Genomic DNA, 18,046 nt, shown 5'->3' with positions numbered 1-18,046 from the left:
GGCGGCGTTAAGCCGCTGCTGAGTCGCTTCGGTGGGTTCCTGCTGCTGGCGACCTTGGTGCATCGCTCACTTCACAGGCGAACCGGGCGTGTCCCGCCCTTAAAATATTGATCGCGCCAACCGTGTCGGCGTTTTCCTTAAAGCCGCAATCCACGCAGTGGAACTGGGCCTGGGTTTGGCGGTTCTCTGCCGACACATGACCGCAGGCCGGACAGGTTCGACTGGTGTTGCGGGGTGGTACCGCCACCAACCACCCGCCGCTCCATTGGAGCTTGTAGTCCAGTTGGCGCCGGAACTCGAACCAGCCCTGATCCAGAATGCTCCGGTTCAGACCGGATTTGGCCCGGACGTTGCGCCCGGGTTGATCGAGCGTGCCGGCCGCTGACGCCGACATATTCCGCACCTTTAAGTCCTCGATACACACCATCGCGTGGTTTTGGCTTATGGCGGTCGTGGCTTTGTGGAGGTAGTCGCGGCGGGCGTTGCCGATCTGGGCGTGAATCCGCTGGACTCTGGCTTTCGCTTTCTTCCAGTTGTTGCTGAATTTGGTTTTTCGACTCAAAGCCCGCTGCGCCTTGCGCAGTCGAGCCTGGTGCTTCTTAAAGCTGTTAAGGGGTTTCAGGTGATCCTCGCCCTCAAACGCCAGCAAGGGACGATCAAAGGCGGCAAAGCGAGCCACACCTAGATCAATGCCAATGGCATCGCCCTTGGGGGTCGGCGTTTCCACTTCTCGCTCAGTCTGGATGCTGACAAACCACTTGCCGCCCGACTGACTCACGGTGACGTTTTTCACCGTGCCCAGAACCTCGCGGCTGTTGCGGTATCGCACCCATCCGAGCTTCGGCAGAAACAGGCGATTGTTCGCCTGGTCGAGCTTGCAGCCTTGAGGGTAGCGAAAGCTGTCGGAAACACCCTTCTTCTTGAAGCGGGGAAATTCCGCCCGCTTGGCGAAAAAGTTGGTGTAGGCCCGATCCAGATCCTTCAAGCTTTGCTGCAATGCCTGCGAAGGGGTTTCAGCTAACCATTCGGTTGCACTATCCAGCTTCCACTGGGTTAGCTCTTTGCATAAACCCGCATAGCTCAGCTTCTTCTCACCTTGCTCATAGCGCTCCTTTTGCAGCGCCAATGCCTTGTTAAACACGAACCGGCAGGAGCCAGCGAAACGGCGCATGAGGCGCTGTTGCTGACCATCGGGCCGGAGTTCGTATTTAAAGGCTTGCAGGCGTTTCATAACCCCACTATAGTTTGGTCTATGACACAAATCAACGATATAAGAACAGGTCGGCATTGCGTTTTTGTGATGCACGTTCATTTGGTCTTTGTCGCCAAATACCGAAAAACCGTGTTCGACAAGGATGCGATCGAGCGCCTGCGGGAGTTGTTCGAAAAGATCTGTGCCGGCTTTGATGCTGAGCTGAAAGAAATGGATGGGGAGGGCGATCACGTTCACCTGCTGGTGAACTATCCGCCCAAGGTGGCGGTATCATCGCTGGTGAACAGTCTGAAAGGCGCGTCCAGTCGCGTACTGCGCAAAGAGCGGCCTGATATCGCCTCACGGTTCTATTACAAAGGCGTGCTCTGGTCTCCGTCCTACTTTGCGTCCAGTTGTGGTGGGGCGCCGATAGAGATCATTCGCCAATATATCGAGCAGCAACAAACACCGCACTAACCGACCAATGGAGCGGCGACGCCGCTCTCACCTTATATCCCCGCCATGAATGACCGGGCTTTACGGTGTGTTGGGTAAGCAAAAGGCCGGAGGGAGTTATCCCGTCCGGCCTTTTTTGTGCCAGCTTGCCAGGCAGCCATTCAGAAAGCGGACTTTAAACCGGACATTTAACGCCTAAAAAGCAGCTCTCTCCTGCCACCGACTCACACCAAAACCTTTATTTATGGGCACTCACTGTGGCATTGTGGAACTTTCAAAGCGGACATTAAACCGGACACTCCTGACAAAGCTCGACCAGAATATACCAAGGACTGTGTATGACTTCATTTATGGACCTGGCCCCGTTCGTACCGCAGGAAGAGGCGCTGATTAAGCACGAGCTTCTGGACCTTGCCAGCACGCTGAACCGTGAAGCCGCCAAACTGACCGGCCGGCTGGCCGACGAAACGGCCGTAACTATCCGAAAGCACATGGCGGTGATCAATTCCTACTACTCGAATTTGATCGAAGGTAATCGAACCCTTCCCCATGAAATACGGGAAGCCCAGCGGGGCGATTTCAGCCACGATCCGGTGGCCAGAGACCACCAGCTGGAATCTATCGCACACATTGCTGTCCAGGACTGGGTTCAGGAGCAGAATCCGGATCTTGACCGGGTATGCTCAACGGGCTTTCTGAGAGAGTTACACGAGCGCTTTTACCGGGATTTACCCGAGTCGCTTCGAATCATGAAATCCGGGAACGGAGAGGAGCGATGGGTAGAACCAGGCAGGTTCCGAAGACAGTCTGTCACAGTCGGCCGGCACCTGCCCCCGCCTGCGGAACATATCGAACAGCTTGTGTCTCAGGCATGCGAGCATTATTCGGGCAAGCTTTACTCTGGCGACAAGCGTTTTATCGCCCTGGCGTGTGCCCACCATCGTCTACTCTGGATTCACCCGTTCCTGGATGGCAATGGCCGTGTTATCCGGCTCTGGACCGACGCGGCATGGAAGGCAGCCGGGCTGGAAAGTATCGGGGTCTGGTGTCTTAGCCGGGGCCTTGCCCGGCAGTCGGATAGCTATAAGGCAAAGCTGGCCCGCGCGGACTTCCCTCGCCAGGGCAACCATGATGGCCGAGGATACCTCAGCGAAACGGAATTGGCGTTATTCGCCAGATTCATGCTTGAGACTGCCAGGGATCAGGTGGCTTACATTGCCGGCTTGCTTGATCTTAGCGGGATGCAGAAACGCATTCGCAGTTATGTTCAGGCGAGAAATGAAGGCCGAATTCCGGGCGTTGACGGAGCACTGAAACCGGAAGCTTCACAGATTCTGTTCCAGGCCTTCATTCAGGGCGCGCTCGAACGCTCCACCGCACTGGAAATGACCGGCGCGTCCGAAAGCCGCACAGCACGAAGGCTCATCAAGCAGTTGAAAGACGACGGGCTGCTGAGTGAAACCAGCAGTCGATCCCCTCTGAAATGGGAAATCCCGGAACATGCGGAACCTTACTACTTCCCGCAGCTTGCTCCCGGTATCTGACTATCGATCAAAGGACAAAAGAGCCACAGGCCCTACTGGGCCCGGGAAAACAGATGGGTAACGTTACTCAGCCCGCTGGCCAGCTTGCCCTTCTCGGCTTGCTTCTTGCGGCCCTTGGCCACGTACAGCGGTAACAGTTCGCCATACAGGCTGGTGGAGATGGTGCGCTGCTCGTCTTCCAGGCGGTCCCGGCGTAGTTTGATGCCGTATTTCGCCAGTTTCGGTTCCAGCTCATCAGCCCGGCTGAGCAGGTCCCGCCTTGTCATCTGGTAGGCGTGTTCGCACACCATGCGGCGGCTCTGGAAGCTGAATACGTTGGAGAAGAACAGCTTGGCATCGTCCCGGGTGGGTTCGAACAGCAGGATGTCTTTGTCCGGGTAATCCCGGGCGTATTGGGCAATGCCCGACTGCATTCGCGAATAAACCATGGTGCGGAACATCTGGGACAGCAGGTTGGGCATGCCCGAGCGGGTGAGATCGCCCGGCTGCATGGTGCCGGCCCGCACGGCGGCGCTGGCATCGATGGGCACTTGCGGATTAACCGCCAGCACCAGGTCCGCACCATCCTCGAAAGCGACGGATGCATGCAGGCCTTTTCTCAGGGTGCCGTCCACATAGTACCGGCCATCTACGTCTACCGGCACATACAAGCCCGGAGAGGCCGTGCTGGCCTGTACCGCCCTGGAAATGGGCACGTGGTCAAAACCCGGCGCTCCGAAACACACGGCTTCGGTACTTTCTACATCGGCAGCCACTACATACAGCCGGTGCTTCAGTTGCCGGAAGTCGTTAGTACGCCCCAGCATAGTGAACGCCCGGCGCAGGTAATCATGAAGACCTTCGTTGTCGAACAGCCCCGCCGGGGCTGCCTGGGCCAGGATGGTCATGGCTTCCAGCAGGCTCTGGTCGTAGGGGTTGTTGACGAAACGGCTGATGGCGGTGGAGATCAGCTTCGGCACGGCCAGCAAGCGGTTACCGTATTCCCGGAGCGCCGGGCGGTAGAACACTTCCGGATGGAAGGGGTGCACTTCGGCCTCGTTGCGCACAAAGATCCGGCACAGCTGGGCGGTGGTCACCTGGTTGGCCAGGTTGGCGGCCACAAAGGAGCCGGAGTTCACGCCTACGTACACGTCCACATTGTTGAAGTCGAGGCCGTCCAGCGCTTCATCCAGCGCCCGCAGGGCACCGATTTCATAAATACCGCCCAATGGGCCGCCGCCGCCAAGGGCTAGGCCTATGCGTGGTGCGGATTTAAGCTCGGTCGACTGCTTCATCGGCTGTCCTTCACGGTTACTGCAGCGAATTTACCCTACTAACCTAACAACGGTTTTTAGAGTGCGCACCCTATAACCACCGGAAAATCAGGAAACGGCCTGTTCCGCCAGTGCAACGGGAGAGGACTTCACCGGCCGCAGGTAGCGGCCGAAACCGGCATTTCGGATGGCCAGGTCAACGCAGCTCTTGATCACATGGGGAGAGTCCAGCAGCAGCACATCTTCCAGCAACTGGATCGCCCATTCCCGGTCGATACTGCGAATAACCGATTTCACCTTGGGCAGGCTGGCTGCGTTCATAGACAGGGAATCGTAGCCCATGGCCATCAGCAACAAGGCACCGCCCGGATCACCGGCCAGCTCGCCACAGATTCCCACAGGCTTGCCAACGGAGTGGGCATCCTGTGCAATCCGTACGAGTGCCTGCAGCACGGCCGGGTGGTAAGAGTGGTAAAGCTGGGCCACGCGGGGGTTGTTTCGGTCGACCGCCAGCAGGTACTGGGTGAGGTCGTTGGAACCGACCGACAGGAAGTCCACTCGCTCGGCCAGTTCGCGAATCTGGTAAACCGCAGCCGGCACTTCCACCATCACGCCCACCTTGGGCATGTGGATGTCGTAACCTTCTTCCCGAACCTCGTGGTAGACCCGGTAAATCAGGTGCAGGGACTCCTCCACCTCGGAAATGTTGCTGATCATGGGCAGCATGATCTGCAGATTGTTCAGGCCCTCGCTGGCCTTGAGCATGGCCCGCACCTGCACCAGGAAAATTTCCGGGTGGTCCAGGGTAACCCGGATGCCACGCCAGCCCAGGAACGGGTTTTCTTCCTGGATGGGGAAATAGGTCAGGGCCTTGTCGCCGCCGATGTCCAGGGTACGCATGGTAACCGGGTTGGGCGCGAAGGCTTCCAACTGCTCCCGATAGTATTCCCGCTGCTCCTGCTCGGACGGGAAGCGATCCTTGATCATAAACGGCACTTCGGTGCGGTACAGGCCAATGCCCTCGGCGCCATGGGAGAGTGACCGCAATACATCGGTCATCAGGCCGGTATTCACCAGCAACGCGACCCGGTGGCCGTCGGTGGTTTCACAGGGTTTGTCCCGCAGGGCTTCCAGGCCGCGAATCAGCTCGTTTTCTTCATCGCATATAGCCTGGTAGAAGGCCCGCAGATCCGCTGAGGGCGAGGCGAAAATCTGCCCTTCGAAACCATCGACAATCAGTTCCCTGCCATCCAGCTGGTTCACCGGAATGTCCACCAGGCCCATCACCGTGGGTACGCCCATGGCCCGGGCCAGGATGGCCACGTGGGAGTTACTGGAGCCCTTTACGGATACCAGCCCCACAAGCTGGCCTTTGGGCACTTCCCCGAGCATGGCCGGAGTGATTTCTTCACTGACCAGTATGGTATGTTCGGGATATTCCAGGTGCTTTTGCTCACCTTCCTGCAAATGTGACAGCAGGCGGCGGCCGAGATCCCGGATATCCACCACCCGCTCCTGCAGGTAGTGGTCGTCCATCATTTCAAAATGCCGGATGTACTGCTGAACCACCTGCTTCAGGGCACCCTGGGCCCAGATGCCTTCGCGGATCTTGTTGACCACCTCGCCGGGCAGGGCTTCATCGCTGAGCATGCGCAGATACACGTCGAACAGCGCCTGCTCTTCAGGGCGCAGCTGGGACGCCAGCCGGTTCGCTACCCGTTCGATGTCTTCACGCACCGCCTGCACAGCAGACTGGAACAGCCCCAGTTCCTGCTCGATCTCCTCGGTGGGCTTCTCGGGTACCAGGTCCAGGTCTGCCGCCGGATACACAACTACGCCGGTGCCAATGGCCACACCCGGAGCACCGGGCACGCCGTTGAAACTGACGTCCTGGGTTTCTTCACCGGTAAGCGACAGGCCGCTGATCGCGCCCGTGGCTTCACTGTGCGCGATCACTCCTGCCAGTTGGGCTGATACGGTGACCAGGAATGCCTCTTCCCCTTCATCAAAGCACCGGGAGCTTTCCCGCTGCTGTACCACCAGCACACCAAGTACGCGACGGTGGTGGATAATGGGCACACCCAGGAAGGAACGGAATCGCTCCTCACCGGTTTCCGGAAAGTAGCGGTAGCGCGGATGGGAAGGGGCGTCTTCCAGGTTGATGGGTTCTTCGCGGGAGCCGACCAGGCCAACCAGGCCTTCGGAATAGGCCAGGCTGACCTTGCCCACAGAATCTTTGTACAGGCCTTCTGTGGCCATCAGGATGTAACGGTTGGAGGCCGGGTCCAGCAGATAAACGGAGCAGACCTCGGTGTTCATAGCCTTCTGCACCCGCGATACGATGATATCCAGCGCCTCGTTCAGATCGCGGGCGCTGTTCACCTCTTGTACTAGACTTCGCAGGATGCTCAGCATGGAGTCAGTCCGTCATTTCTGATGTTCCTTCAACGCCGGTTCTGCTCACTCCGATGCCACTGTTCCATGTTATGGAACAGTCTGGGAGCCAGTTCTCTCAGCGCACGTCTGTATACTTCTCTCTTGAATGAGACCACCTGCCCCAACGGATACCAGTAGCTTACCCACTGCCAGCCGTCGAACTCCGGTGAATCCGTGCCATCCACGCGTACATGCGCGTCTGGCGATAACATCCTCAGCAGGAACCATTTCTGTTTTTGCCCCACACAAACGGGGTGCGAGTTGTGGCGTACCATCCTTCGCGGAAGACGGTATCGCAGCCAGCCCCGGGTGCAGCTGATGATTTCCACATCGCTGGCACTGAGGCCGATTTCCTCTCCAAGCTCCCGATACAGCGCGTCTTCCGGTGATTCATTGTGCTTGATACCACCCTGCGGAAACTGCCAGGAGTCCTGCCCTATTCGCCTTGCCCAGAGAACTTCTCCCCTGTGGTTGGCCAGAATGATTCCGACGTTGGGTCTGAAACCGTCTGAGTCGATCACGGCACAGTCCTCGTTAAAGTCGGCTGCCGGTTAATTTGTAACCGGCGGAAATTGTCCAAGTTGCTCTCATTCTTACAGAATCCCAAGGGTTCGGCAAACGGAGCCGTTGGCGGCAGGTCATGCTAGACTGTGCGCCTTGCTACGAAGCCTGTAACGATGGGAGGAAACGGCTTGACGCTCGCAATTTTTGATCTGGACAACACCCTGCTCAATGGTGACAGCGACCACGCATGGGGTGAGTTTCTGGTGGAAGAAGGCATGGTAGATGCCGAAGAGTACAAGCGGGCCAATGACCGCTTTTACGAGGAATACCTGAATGGCGAGCTGGACGTTTTCCACTATCAGCGCTTTGTACTGGCACCGTTAACCCGGCACAGCATGGATGAGCTGGAAAGCTGGCGCGAAGCCTTTATGGCCAAGAAAGTTCAGCCGATGATGCAAGACAAGGCCGCGAAACTGCTGGCAGAGCACCGCGAGCAGGGTCATACGCTGATGATCATCACCGCCACCAACCGCTTTATTACCGAACCGATTGCCGAATTACTGGGCGTAGACCACCTGATTGCTACGGAACCGGAGCTGGTAAACGGCAAGTTCACCGGCGAAGTGGCAGGTACGCCGAGCTTTCAGGAAGGCAAGGTGGTGCGGCTAAATGACTGGCTGGCCGCCCATAACGAGAGCCTGGACGGCGCATGGTTTTACAGTGACTCCCACAACGACTTGCCGCTGTTGCGGAAGGTGGAGAATCCGGTGGCGGTGGACCCGGACCCGACGCTGGAGAAGACGGCTATCGAGAATGGCTGGGCGGTGATGTCGCTGCGGGGGTAAGGCTTGGTGCACCAACCCGGACGGATACAAAGGGGTCTGACCCTACGGGTCAGACCCCACCCTTCTCTACCGCCTTTCTCCCCTGGCGGCGATCACAAAAACCCGGTAAGAGAGCGCACAAAGCACGACTTGATATAGTCGGTCTCCGGAATCCCCGGCACAATCGGATGGTCCGGCGCCTGGTGGCCCTGCTCCAACAGCTGCACAAACCGGTCGATCTTGCGCCCGCTGCCCCGGATAATGTCGATCAGTTTTTCCTGGGACAAATGCATGGAGCAAGATGCGGATACCAGCAATCCATCACGCTCCAGCAAGCGCAGTCCGAGCTGGTTCAGCCTAGCATAGGCCTGTTCACCCGCTTTCTGATCCGGGCGGCGGGGAATGAGTGCGGGCGGGTCCAGCACTACGATGTCGAACTTCTCTTTCTCGTCCGCCAGGGCTTTCAGGGCGTCGAAGGCATCGCCTTCGATGGTGTCCACATTCTCCAGCCCGTTCAGTTTGGCATTGTGATGCACCGCATCCACTGCCGATGAAGACGCGTCTACACAGGTCACCTGGGAGGCACCCGCACAAGCCGCTTGAATACCCCAACCACCCACGTAGCTGAACACATCCAGCACTTTCTTGCCGGGCGCATAGGCCTGAAGGCGCTGGCGGTTCATGCGGTGGTCGTAGAACCAGCCGGTTTTCTGGCCGCCAGCCAATGGCACTTCAAAGCGGGCGCCGTTTTCTTCTACCAGCACGGTGTCTGCTTCCGGGCCATGAGCAAATTCCACGTAGGTGTCCAGCCCCTCCACCTTGCGCATCTTGCCATCGTTTTTCAGCACGATAATGCGGGCATGGGCCAGGCGCTGAACGGCTCGCACGATGGCGTCTTTCATCTGCTCCATGCCAGCGGTGGAGATTTGCACCACCACCACGTCGTCAAAGCGGTCGACCACCAGGCCCGACAAGCCATCACTGTCGCCAAACACCCAACGGTAAAAAGGCTTATCAAACAAACGTTCCCGAAGACTCAACGCCGTCTCCATCCGGTCCGTCAGCCGCTTCGGTGTCATGCCATGATCCGCATCCCGGCTGATCAGCCGGCCGCAAATCAACGCATGAGGGTTCACAAAGGCGATACCCATGGGCTTGTCATTCGAAGCACGCACCTGCACCTGTGAGCCGGGCTCAAACCCGGGCAGCGGGCTGCGTTGGGTGTCTACTTCGTTACTGTATACCCACAAGTGGCCGGCACGGAGACGGCGTTCTGCGCCTTTGCGCAGGTAGAGAACGGGAAAGTCCATCAATGATTATTCCTCAGCGGCCACGTGTTCTGCGTACGCCGCAGCATCCATCAGGCCGTCAAGCTCGCCTTCATCGGCCAGCTTCACCTTGAACATCCAGCCATCGCCATACGGGTCTTCATTGACGATTTCCGGCTCGTCTTCAAGCTTTTCATTGATCTCGATAACCTCACCGGTCACCGGGCTGAATACGTCAGACGCTGACTTAACGGATTCCGCCACACCGGCTTCCTCACCACCGTTTACAGTCACGCCGACCTCGGGCACACCGATATAGACCACATCGCCCAGTTGCTCCTGGGCAAAGTCGGTGATGCCCACGGTAGCCGTGCCGTCAGCCTCTACCCGCACCCATTGGTGAGTCTCGATGTATTTCAGATCTGCAGGAATGTCGCTCATGATTTGTGTGTCCTGTTGAAATTTTCCGCGCAGTTTAACCGAAGAGATTAGTTCCAGCGAATGCTCCGGGCCAGCTTCACGAACGCGTTCAGGTAATCCACGGCTTCGTCGCGCTCCCGGAAGCCCAGAAAGATCTGTTTGGGCATGCCCTGCTGGCCCAGTTTCAGTGCTTTTATAGGCAGGTTGCGGGCATATTCATCCACCAGCCACCGGGGCAGTGCACTCACGCCTCGCCCTGCGGCCACCATCTGCAACATGATGTCAGTGGTTTCAATGGTTTTATGCCGAGCCGGACCAGTATGGGCGGGCAGGAAGAACCGGGTAAAAATGTCCAGGCGCTCGACCGCAACCGGATAGGTAATGAGGGTTTCCTGCTCGAGCTGATGGGGTTCTACCCAGTGCTCGCCCGCCAGCGGATGGGTTTCGGGGACGACCAGCACCTGCTCATAATCGAATACCGGCTCGAAACACACGCCGGGCTTGTGCAGCGGGTCGGGGGTCACCAGCAGGTCGATGTCATGGCCGAATAACGCGCCCATGCCACCGAACTGGAACTCCTGTTTTACATCCACATCGACATCCGGCCATTGCTGCAAGTAGGGGCCGACGACCTTCAACAGCCATTGGTAACAGGGATGGCATTCCATACCCACCCGCAAGCTGCCTCGCTGGCCTTTGGCAATCTGGCGGATCTGCATTTCTGCATGCTCAAACTGTGGCAGCAGCCTATTCGCCAGCCCCAGCAGCTGATTGCCGGCCTGGGTAAACCGCAACTGGCGGCCTTCCCGAAGCCAGACAGGCGTACCCAGCTGCTGCTCCAGCTTTCGCATGGCATGGGACAACGCCGACTGGGTAAGGTGCAGCTGTTCGGCCGCAGCCGTCAGGGAACCCTGCCGTTCAACAGCGCGCAGAATCTCCAGGTGATTTCGTTCGATCATGACCATCCGTGAATTTTGTTCATTGAATGTTGAAATAATACCATTTTTATTCATGCAATCACCCGCCTAACCTTAGCTCCTGACTCAACACACAGATTCAAGGATTTGATCATGGCAACCACACACAACCTGGGCTTCCCCCGCATTGGCGGACAGCGGGAGCTGAAATTTGCACTGGAAGATTACTGGGCCGGCCGGCAAACCGAGCAGGAGCTGGCAATCACCGCCACTGACCTGCGTCGGCACCACTGGCAGCAACAGGCCGGGCTGGACTTCGTACCTGTGGGAGATTTTTCCCTGTACGACCAGGTGTTAGACATGTCCGTGACACTGGGCAACCTGCCTGAGAGAGCCGCAGGCAAGCAAGGCTCGGAGCTGGACGCCTATTTCCGCGCCGCTCGGGGCCGGGGCGCCAATGACAGCCCCTGTTGCGCCACCGCGGCGGGCGAGATGACCAAGTGGTTCGACACCAACTATCACTACATTGTGCCGGAGTTTACCGCCGACACCCGCTTTCAACTGAACCCTGAGCGACTGCTGGCCCAACTGGCCGAAGCGCAGGCACAGGGCGTTAAGACCAAACCCATCATCATCGGGCCAGTGACCTACCTCTGGCTGGGTAAAACCTCCGATGGCAGCAACCGGCTGGACTTGCTGGAACGCCTGCTGCCTGCGTATTCGCAACTGCTGGAAGCCCTGGCCGATGCCGGCGCTGACTGGGTACAGATTGATGAACCGGCCCTGGTGACCGACCTGGACGCCAACTGGCGCTATGCCTTCAATCTGGCCTATCACCAGCTCAAGGCCAATCGCCCGAAACTGCTGCTGGCCACCTACTTCGGAGAACTCCGGGACAACCTGCAACTGGCCTGCGAACTGCCGGTGGCCGGGCTGCACATTGATGCCGTGAGCGCACCGGCAGAAGTCAGCCGGGTGGCGGACTGGCTGCCGAGCCACAAGATTCTCTCGCTGGGCGTGATCAATGGCCGCAACATCTGGAAATCCGACCTGAACAATATTCTGGACTGGCTCGAACCACTGAACGAAAAGCTGGGCGAGCGCCTGTGGCTGGCGCCCTCCTGTTCACTGCTGCACGTGCCGGTCGACCTGGCCCGTGAGCAGGAGCTGGATACCGAAATCCGTAGCTGGCTGGCCTTTGCGGTTCAGAAACTCGATGAGCTGCAAACGCTTGCAAAAGCACTTAACGAAGGTCGCACCGCCGTGCGCAGCGAACTGGCTGAAAACCGAATTGCTATCGAAAGCCGTCGTAACTCCAGCCGGGTAACCAACCCTGCAGTTCAAAAAGCAGTTGCAGCAGTAACGCCAGAGCTGGGCGATCGCCAAAGCCCCTACCCCCAGCGAATCGCCAAGCAAAGGCAAATCCTTGGCTTGCCGGCATTCCCGACCACCACCATTGGCTCCTTCCCGCAAACTGCGGAAATTCGTCAGGCACGACTGCTCTTCCGCAAAGGCAAGCTGAGCGACACGCAATACACCGAGCAGATGCAGGCAGAAATCGCCCGCTGCATCGAAGAGCAGGAAAAACTGGGGCTGGATGTGTTGGTGCACGGCGAACCCGAGCGCAACGACATGGTGGAATACTTCGGTGAACAGCTGGATGGCTACGCCTTTACCCGCTTCGGCTGGGTACAGTCCTATGGCTCCCGCTGCGTGAAACCGCCCATTCTGTTTGGCGACATTCGCCGGCCCAGGGCAATGACTGTGGACTGGATCCGCTACGCCCAGTCTCTCACCGACAAACCGGTGAAGGGTATGCTGACCGGCCCGGTGACCATTCTGAACTGGTCCTTCGTGCGGGACGATCAGCCAAGAAAAGACTCCTGCCTGCAACTGGCCCTGGCCATTCGCGAGGAAGTGCAGGATCTGGAGAAAGCCGGCGTGAACATCATCCAGATCGACGAAGCCGCCCTGCGCGAAGGCCTGCCGTTGCGGCAGTCAGACTGGGCAGCCTACCTGGACTGGGCTATCAACAGCTTCCGCATTGCTGCCAATGGCGTGGAAGACGGCACCCAGATCCACACCCACATGTGTTATTCGGAGTTCAACGACATCATCGAAGCCATCGCACGCATGGATGCCGATGTGATTACCATTGAAACCTCGCGGTCAGATATGGAACTGCTGGATGCCTTCCGGAACTTTGAATACCCGAACGATATCGGGCCAGGCGTGTATGACATCCACTCGCCCAACATTCCGGACAAGGACCACATCATCAACCTGATGACCCTGGCGGCAGAGCGCATCCCGGCAGAGCGGCTGTGGATTAACCCGGATTGCGGATTGAAAACCCGCAAGTGGGAGGAAGTGACGCCGGCCCTGGAGACGATGGTGGCGGCTGCGCAAGCACTGCGCGCCTGACACTCGCGCACAGTGTTGTCCCTATATGTTTACATACTGGCGCGCAGGTCAGTCATTGGGAATATATAGGGACATTTTGATCGGCTAGTAGCCGGGGCTACCTTCATCCAGGTTGAACCGGAACTCCTCTGCGCGGCAGACTTTTGTGGTGATGTTGCCGGAAGGATCGAGCTCAAACCAACGGTAGCCCGGGGCTAGCGGTTCTACCGCAAAATCAGTGGAACCTCGCGCAAACTGAATACAGGTCGACGGAGAGGCCATTAGCTGCACGCCATTGCGCTGCTGCTGAAGCTCCTGATGAATGTGCCCCCAGAGCACGCATCTGACGTTCGTGTGCCGGTCGATCACCTGCCAGAAAGCCTCACGGTTTTTGAGGCCTATCTGGTTCATCCAGTCCGAGCCGATATCGACGGGGTGATGGTGCAGGCAAACCATGGCGGGCAAGCCCGAGTGTTCCGACAGGGTTTGGTCCAGGAACGTCAACTCGTCCGCCGAAAGTTCTCCATGCACTTTCCCGTGTACGGAGGAATCCAGCATAACGAAGTGCCAGCCCCCAAGCACAAACTGCCGGCGCCGGGCGTCGAATTCATCCGCAACGGCGTACATGGTGGCTGAGTCATCGTGATTGCCGGCAATCCATGCAGACGGGCACTGGAAAGCCTCCAGTTTCTGCCCGAAATAATGGTAGGAAGCCACGGAAGCATCCTGGCTGATATCGCCGGTGGCCAGCACCAGGTCCGGCTGGCCATGGCTGCGCAGAGCCTCTTCAATGACGGCCGACAGGCTTTCGCGGGTGTTCACCCCCAGCAGGGCACCATTTTCCCGTGCCATCAGGTGCGGGTCTGTCAGCTGTAAGACTTTTAGCGGGCGGGCAGATTGGTGGTCAGACATTCAGGACCTGTTGTGTTCGGAGCAAACGGTTGAAATTACAACGAGTGTACGATGGCCGGGTTCCTTTTGATTAATGTGAAATCGTAGATTGTTCACATTCTGGCCCGCAGACACAAAATTTTTGCAGTTTTTGACAACTTCACCACAGGCAGAGTGAGACGCTGTCTAGTCGATCCCCTCACCCGCCGACCAGACGGCATTCTCCATAGGCAGGTGCCCGAAGCGCAAACAGTAGTCCAGCCAGTCGGCCAGGAAACCATTCACCTGAACCTTTTCATCGGGGTGATGCATAAAACGGTTCGGGTAATCGTTCACCGGCGCGATCTGGCGCTGCCGGTAGCAACTGATGACTTCCGCCATCATTGCATCGTGGTAGACACGCACGGTCATCTGTGGATTATTCAGCCAGCGGCCGCTGTTATGAACCTGCTCCAGCAACAGGGTTTCGGTAAACTTTGCCGTTTGCAGCACTTCAATCCGCACTCGCCCCAGGTATTGGCTCTCCCGGTGCAATTCAAACTCGCACACCGGCTTGCCATCGGATTCCAGCTGCCGCAGTTTGCGAAGCCGCTGGTAATTGCCATCACACAGCGCACCCAGCTGGCGCAAATCCGGTACATAGGACTTGGGACGCTTCACCCACTCAGTCATGCCAACCACTCCCGGCGCAGCCTGTCACGGTTCAGCTGTAGCCACTGGATAGCAATGATCGCAGCGGCATTGTTAATGCGGCCATCGGTAATCATGGCGAAGCACTCGTCGGCGCTGACCACGTGACTGAGAATGTCTTCGTGTTCATGCTCCACACCGAAAATACCGCCGGCTTCGGCAGTGCTGACCCGGCCACAGTACAGGTGGATCATCTCGGTGGTGCCGCCGGGGGAAACCAGGTAATCACAGATCTTGTCCAGCCGGCTGAAACTCAGGCCGGCTTCTTCCTGCCCTTCCCGCTGGGCTACGTCTTCCGGGCTTTCGCCGTCTTCGTTCATTCCGGCTACGAGCTCCAGCAACCAGGGGGATTGGTTGCGGCCCAGGGCCCCGAGACGGAACTGTTCCAGGAGCACGACTTCATCCCTTTGCGGGTCGTAGGGGAGCACGCAGGTGGCATCGCCGCGGATGAAGAGTTCGCGGGTGAAGGTGGGCATGTCGCGGCCGTCAAAGCGCGGGTGGGTCAGCCAGAGTTTGTCCATGCGAAAGAAGCCCTGGAAGACGGTTTCGCGTTTTTCGATTTTGACGTCGCTGGCGTTGAACTGGAACGGTTTCGGCATTCGGGTTTCCGGTTTGGTGTTCGGCTTGGAACGATAGCCTTTGGGATTGCTTGGGTGCAAGTGTCTTACGGCTGGCGTAATGGTTTGGTTCTGGCCCTAGCCTGCTCAGGTTGGTGCATCGCAGTCGTTGGGTATTGCTTTCCAAAACACGCTCCTTCGGCCCATCCATGGGGCGCTTGGGCTCCGCCATCCATGGCTCCGCACAGTTTTGGAAAGCAATACCCAACGCCTGCAGCCGACGCTTGTGCGACACGCCCCAACATTGCCTGACGCCCTCTTGGGAGCGATTACTGCCAAAGCCCAAGAGAGTTGGGGTGGGGGTGCCGTTCAGGAGTGTGCGGAGCCAGGGATGGCGGAGCCCAAGCCGCACAGGGACGTCTTGAGGCGTCTCCTGAACGGCACCCCCACCCCGACTCACAACGCCTAACCAGCAGGCTAAGGCGATCTAGAGCGCCAAAGTCAGACCTTGTCGTAAAGCTTGGAGCCAGACTCCACGAACTCCCGAGACTTGGCCTCCATGCCGGCGTCAATTGCCGAGACTTCGTCAATGCCCTGCTCTGCGGCGTAATCCCTCACTTCCTGCGAGATTTTCATAGAGCAGAATTTCGGCCCGCACATGGAGCAGAAGTGGGCCACTTTGGCGGATTCCTTGGGCAGGGTTTCGTCGTGGTAGGCGCGGGCGGTGTCCGGGTCCAGGCCGAGGTTGAACTGGTCTTCCCAGCGGAACTCGAAGCGGGCCTTGGACAGGGCGTTGTCGCGGATCTGGGCGCCTGGGTGGCCTTTGGCGAGATCGGCAGCGTGGGCAGCGATTTTGTAGGTGATGATGCCGGTTTTCACGTCACCCTTGTTGGGCAGGCCCAGATGCTCCTTCGGGGTGACGTAGCAAAGCATGGCGCAGCCATACCAGCCGATCATCGCCGCACCAATGCCGGAGGTGATGTGGTCATAGCCCGGGGCAATATCCGTGGTCAGCGGGCCGAGGGTGTAGAACGGGGCTTCATCGCAGCATTCCAGCTGCTTGTCCATGTTCTCCTTGATCAGGTGCATGGGCACGTGGCCAGGGCCTTCGATCATGCACTGCACATCGTGTTTCCAGGCGATCTTGGTAAGCTCTCCCAGGGTTTCCAGCTCGCCAAATTGTGCCGCGTCGTTGGCATCGGCAATGGAACCCGGGCGCAGGCCGTCACCGAGGCTGAAGGAGACATCGTAGGCCTTCATGATTTCGCAGATGTCTTCAAAGTGCTCGTACAGGAAGCTTTCCTTGTGGTGCGCCAGGCACCACTTGGCCATGATGGAGCCACCGCGAGAGACGATGCCGGTGGTGCGCTTGGCGGTGAGTGGCACATGGTGCAAACGAACACCCGCGTGGATGGTGAAGTAATCCACGCCCTGCTCGGCTTGTTCGATCAGGGTGTCCCGGAAAATTTTCCAGGTCAGGTCTTCCGCAACGCCGCCTACCTTTTCCAGGGCCTGGTAGATAGGCACGGTGCCTATGGGAACCGGGGAGTTTCGGATAATCCACTCGCGGGTTTCGTGGATGTTCTTGCCGGTGGACAGGTCCATCACCGTGTCGGAACCCCAGCGGATGCCCCAGGTCAGTTTTTCTACTTCGTCTTCGATGGACGAGGTCACCGCCGAGTTGCCGATGTTGCCGTTGATTTTCACCAAAAAGTTGCGACCGATGATCATCGGCTCGGTTTCCGGGTGGTTGATGTTGGCGGGAATGATGGCTCGGCCGCGGGCCACTTCGTCCCGAACAAACTCGGGGGTGATCTCCGGCGGCAGGTTGGCACCGAAGGACTGGCCGGGGTGCTGGTCCGCCAGCAAGCCGTTGGCCCAGGCTTCCTGCAGTTTCATGTTTTCCCGGATGGCAACGTATTCCATCTCCGGCGTAATGATGCCCTGGCGAGCGTAATGCATTTGCGACACGTTCCGGCCAGGCCTGGCGCGCAGGGGCTTGCGTTCGTCCATGAAACGCAGCGGGTCCAGTTGCGGGTCTTTCATGCGGCGGCGGGTGAATTCGGAGGTGTAGCCGTCCAGTTGCTCTACATCGCCCCGTTCGGCAATCCAGGCGGCGCGAACCGGCGGCAAGCCCTTACGCAGATCGATAGTGGCTTCCGGGTCTGTGTAGGGCCCGGAGGTGTCGTACACCACCACTGGCGGGTTCTTTTCGCCACCCATTTCAGTGGGGGTGTCGCCCACAGTAATTTCCCGCATTGGCACCCGCAGATCGGGTCGGCTACCCTGCACGTATATTTTTCGTGAGCTTGGTAATGGTTTGATTGCTGCGGAGTCTACTTTTGCGGAGTCGCTGAGGTATGCTGGTAAGTCCGTCATGAAATGCTCCCGGTTGCTCTTGTGGTATCGGGTCGCGTATGACGGAGTTGCGACAGACTGCCCTGCAGGCTTAGTGTCGCGGTTCATCTGGTCTTAATCCCTACGCCGGTATTATCCGGATCAGGTCGCGGGTTCTGCGTTGCAATCTCAGCCGATCGCCGGTTTCCGGCAGATCAGCACCCCGTCAAGACGCGATTCTGAATTCGTTTGTCCACAAAATACGTGGACTTAGCAAGTCTAGAGACGGGAACGATTATTGTCCATAATGGTCAACCAATACCTTTGGGTCATTGCCGGGCAGATTCCCGGAGT

15 protein-coding genes and 1 riboswitch are annotated in these 18,046 nt (G+C 58.3%); of the genes, 4 read left to right on the top strand and 11 right to left on the bottom strand.

Features of this window, described 5'->3' with window-relative positions; genetic code table 11:
• Nucleotides 1–7: 7 nt before the first annotated feature.
• Entirely contained in the window at nt 8–1,231 is a 1,224-nt protein-coding gene (locus tag LWH94_RS05875; RefSeq protein ID WP_232901527.1) for an RNA-guided endonuclease InsQ/TnpB family protein, read from the bottom strand.
• 21 nt (nt 1,232–1,252) lie between these two features.
• On the opposite strand from LWH94_RS05875, the gene tnpA reads away from it, so the two are divergent.
• Together tnpA and LWH94_RS05865 are read left to right on the top strand one after the other, a co-directional pair.
• On the top strand, nt 1,253–1,669 hold the full coding sequence (tnpA, locus tag LWH94_RS05870) for an IS200/IS605 family transposase (RefSeq protein WP_081697630.1): 417 nt from the start codon (nt 1,253–1,255) through the stop codon (nt 1,667–1,669).
• 317 nt (nt 1,670–1,986) lie between these two features.
• Nucleotides 1,987–3,192 carry a Fic family protein gene (locus tag LWH94_RS05865; RefSeq protein WP_199456771.1) on the top strand — a complete coding sequence of 402 codons (1,206 nt, stop codon included), beginning with the start codon at nt 1,987–1,989 and terminating at the stop codon, nt 3,190–3,192.
• Nucleotides 3,193–3,224: 32 nt separating this feature from the next.
• Here the strand turns inward: LWH94_RS05865 and LWH94_RS05860 are convergent, their stop codons facing one another.
• From LWH94_RS05860 to LWH94_RS05850, 3 genes are all read right to left on the bottom strand, one after another.
• The gene (locus LWH94_RS05860) at nt 3,225–4,466 is read right to left on the bottom strand and encodes a patatin-like phospholipase family protein (RefSeq protein ID WP_058341516.1); all 1,242 of its coding nucleotides are present in this window, start codon (nt 4,464–4,466) and stop codon (nt 3,225–3,227) included.
• Between the two features lie 87 nt (nt 4,467–4,553).
• Nucleotides 4,554–6,860 (bottom strand): phosphoenolpyruvate--protein phosphotransferase, encoded by a 2,307-nt coding sequence (gene ptsP / locus LWH94_RS05855; RefSeq protein WP_232901526.1) that lies wholly within the window; start codon nt 6,858–6,860, stop codon nt 4,554–4,556.
• 29 nt (nt 6,861–6,889) lie between these two features.
• A complete protein-coding gene (locus LWH94_RS05850) occupies nt 6,890–7,402 on the bottom strand; it encodes an RNA pyrophosphohydrolase (protein WP_022989890.1) in 513 nt (170 codons plus the stop codon).
• 171 nt (nt 7,403–7,573) lie between these two features.
• Here LWH94_RS05850 and LWH94_RS05845 point away from each other — a divergent pair, with 171 nt between their 5' ends.
• Nucleotides 7,574–8,230, top strand: coding sequence for an HAD family hydrolase (locus tag LWH94_RS05845; protein ID WP_022989891.1), 657 nt, complete (start codon nt 7,574–7,576; stop codon nt 8,228–8,230).
• A 92-nt stretch (nt 8,231–8,322) separates the two neighbouring features.
• Here the strand turns inward: LWH94_RS05845 and LWH94_RS05840 are convergent, their stop codons facing one another.
• The 3 genes from LWH94_RS05840 to LWH94_RS05830 are packed head-to-tail and all read right to left on the bottom strand — an operon-like array spanning nt 8,323 to nt 10,856.
• Entirely contained in the window at nt 8,323–9,519 is a 1,197-nt protein-coding gene (locus tag LWH94_RS05840; protein WP_232901525.1) for a class I SAM-dependent rRNA methyltransferase, read from the bottom strand.
• A gap of 6 nt (nt 9,520–9,525) precedes the next feature.
• On the bottom strand, nt 9,526–9,918 hold the full coding sequence (gcvH, locus tag LWH94_RS05835; protein WP_153741312.1) for a glycine cleavage system protein GcvH: 393 nt from the start codon (nt 9,916–9,918) through the stop codon (nt 9,526–9,528).
• Between the two features lie 47 nt (nt 9,919–9,965).
• Nucleotides 9,966–10,856 (bottom strand): LysR family transcriptional regulator, encoded by an 891-nt coding sequence (locus LWH94_RS05830; RefSeq protein WP_094625532.1) that lies wholly within the window; start codon nt 10,854–10,856, stop codon nt 9,966–9,968.
• A 111-nt stretch (nt 10,857–10,967) separates the two neighbouring features.
• Here LWH94_RS05830 and metE point away from each other — a divergent pair, with 111 nt between their 5' ends.
• A complete protein-coding gene (gene metE / locus LWH94_RS05825) occupies nt 10,968–13,238 on the top strand; it encodes a 5-methyltetrahydropteroyltriglutamate--homocysteine S-methyltransferase (RefSeq protein ID WP_232901524.1) in 2,271 nt (756 codons plus the stop codon).
• A gap of 84 nt (nt 13,239–13,322) precedes the next feature.
• On the opposite strand, the gene cpdA is transcribed toward metE, so the two are convergent.
• The 4 genes from cpdA to thiC all read right to left on the bottom strand — a co-directional run bounded on the left by cpdA (nt 13,323) and on the right by thiC (nt 17,734).
• Entirely contained in the window at nt 13,323–14,129 is an 807-nt protein-coding gene (gene cpdA / locus LWH94_RS05820; protein ID WP_232901523.1) for a 3',5'-cyclic-AMP phosphodiesterase, read from the bottom strand.
• A 165-nt stretch (nt 14,130–14,294) separates the two neighbouring features.
• Nucleotides 14,295–14,780 (bottom strand): DUF1249 domain-containing protein, encoded by a 486-nt coding sequence (locus LWH94_RS05815; RefSeq protein WP_232901522.1) that lies wholly within the window; start codon nt 14,778–14,780, stop codon nt 14,295–14,297.
• Nucleotides 14,777–15,397: an NUDIX domain-containing protein gene (locus LWH94_RS05810; protein ID WP_232901521.1), complete on the bottom strand. Its 621-nt coding sequence runs from the start codon at nt 15,395–15,397 to the stop codon at nt 14,777–14,779. Before LWH94_RS05810 ends, LWH94_RS05815 begins: the two co-directional genes overlap by 4 nt.
• A gap of 459 nt (nt 15,398–15,856) precedes the next feature.
• Nucleotides 15,857–17,734, bottom strand: coding sequence for a phosphomethylpyrimidine synthase ThiC (gene thiC, locus LWH94_RS05805; protein WP_232901520.1), 1,878 nt, complete (start codon nt 17,732–17,734; stop codon nt 15,857–15,859).
• Nucleotides 17,735–17,814: 80 nt separating this feature from the next.
• Nucleotides 17,815–17,928, bottom strand: a riboswitch (TPP riboswitch).
• Nucleotides 17,929–18,046 lie beyond the last annotated feature (118 nt).

Source organism: Marinobacter sp. G11, assembly GCF_021282325.1.
In the GTDB taxonomy this organism is placed as follows: Bacteria; Pseudomonadota; Gammaproteobacteria; order Pseudomonadales; family Oleiphilaceae; genus Marinobacter; species Marinobacter vinifirmus.
The sequence above is the reverse complement of the archived record's forward strand: the minus strand, read 5'-3'. Positions and strand labels throughout refer to the sequence as shown.

Excerpts from the sequence above, each read along its gene's own strand:
- LWH94_RS05875 (WP_232901527.1), bottom strand. The coding sequence starts at position 1,231 with ATGAAACGCCTGCAAGCCTTTAAATACGAACTCCGGCCCGATGGTCAG.
- tnpA (WP_081697630.1), top strand. The coding sequence starts at position 1,253 with ATGACACAAATCAACGATATAAGAACAGGTCGGCATTGCGTTTTTGTG.
- LWH94_RS05865 (WP_199456771.1), top strand. The coding sequence starts at position 1,987 with ATGACTTCATTTATGGACCTGGCCCCGTTCGTACCGCAGGAAGAGGCG.
- LWH94_RS05860 (WP_058341516.1), bottom strand. The coding sequence starts at position 4,466 with ATGAAGCAGTCGACCGAGCTTAAATCCGCACCACGCATAGGCCTAGCC.
- ptsP (WP_232901526.1), bottom strand. The coding sequence starts at position 6,860 with ATGCTGAGCATCCTGCGAAGTCTAGTACAAGAGGTGAACAGCGCCCGC.
- LWH94_RS05840 (WP_232901525.1), bottom strand. The coding sequence starts at position 9,519 with ATGGACTTTCCCGTTCTCTACCTGCGCAAAGGCGCAGAACGCCGTCTC.
- gcvH (WP_153741312.1), bottom strand. The coding sequence starts at position 9,918 with ATGAGCGACATTCCTGCAGATCTGAAATACATCGAGACTCACCAATGG.
- LWH94_RS05830 (WP_094625532.1), bottom strand. The coding sequence starts at position 10,856 with ATGATCGAACGAAATCACCTGGAGATTCTGCGCGCTGTTGAACGGCAG.
- metE (WP_232901524.1), top strand. The coding sequence starts at position 10,968 with ATGGCAACCACACACAACCTGGGCTTCCCCCGCATTGGCGGACAGCGG.
- cpdA (WP_232901523.1), bottom strand. The coding sequence starts at position 14,129 with ATGTCTGACCACCAATCTGCCCGCCCGCTAAAAGTCTTACAGCTGACA.
- LWH94_RS05815 (WP_232901522.1), bottom strand. The coding sequence starts at position 14,780 with ATGACTGAGTGGGTGAAGCGTCCCAAGTCCTATGTACCGGATTTGCGC.
- LWH94_RS05810 (WP_232901521.1), bottom strand. The coding sequence starts at position 15,397 with ATGCCGAAACCGTTCCAGTTCAACGCCAGCGACGTCAAAATCGAAAAA.
- thiC (WP_232901520.1), bottom strand. The coding sequence starts at position 17,734 with ATGACGGACTTACCAGCATACCTCAGCGACTCCGCAAAAGTAGACTCC.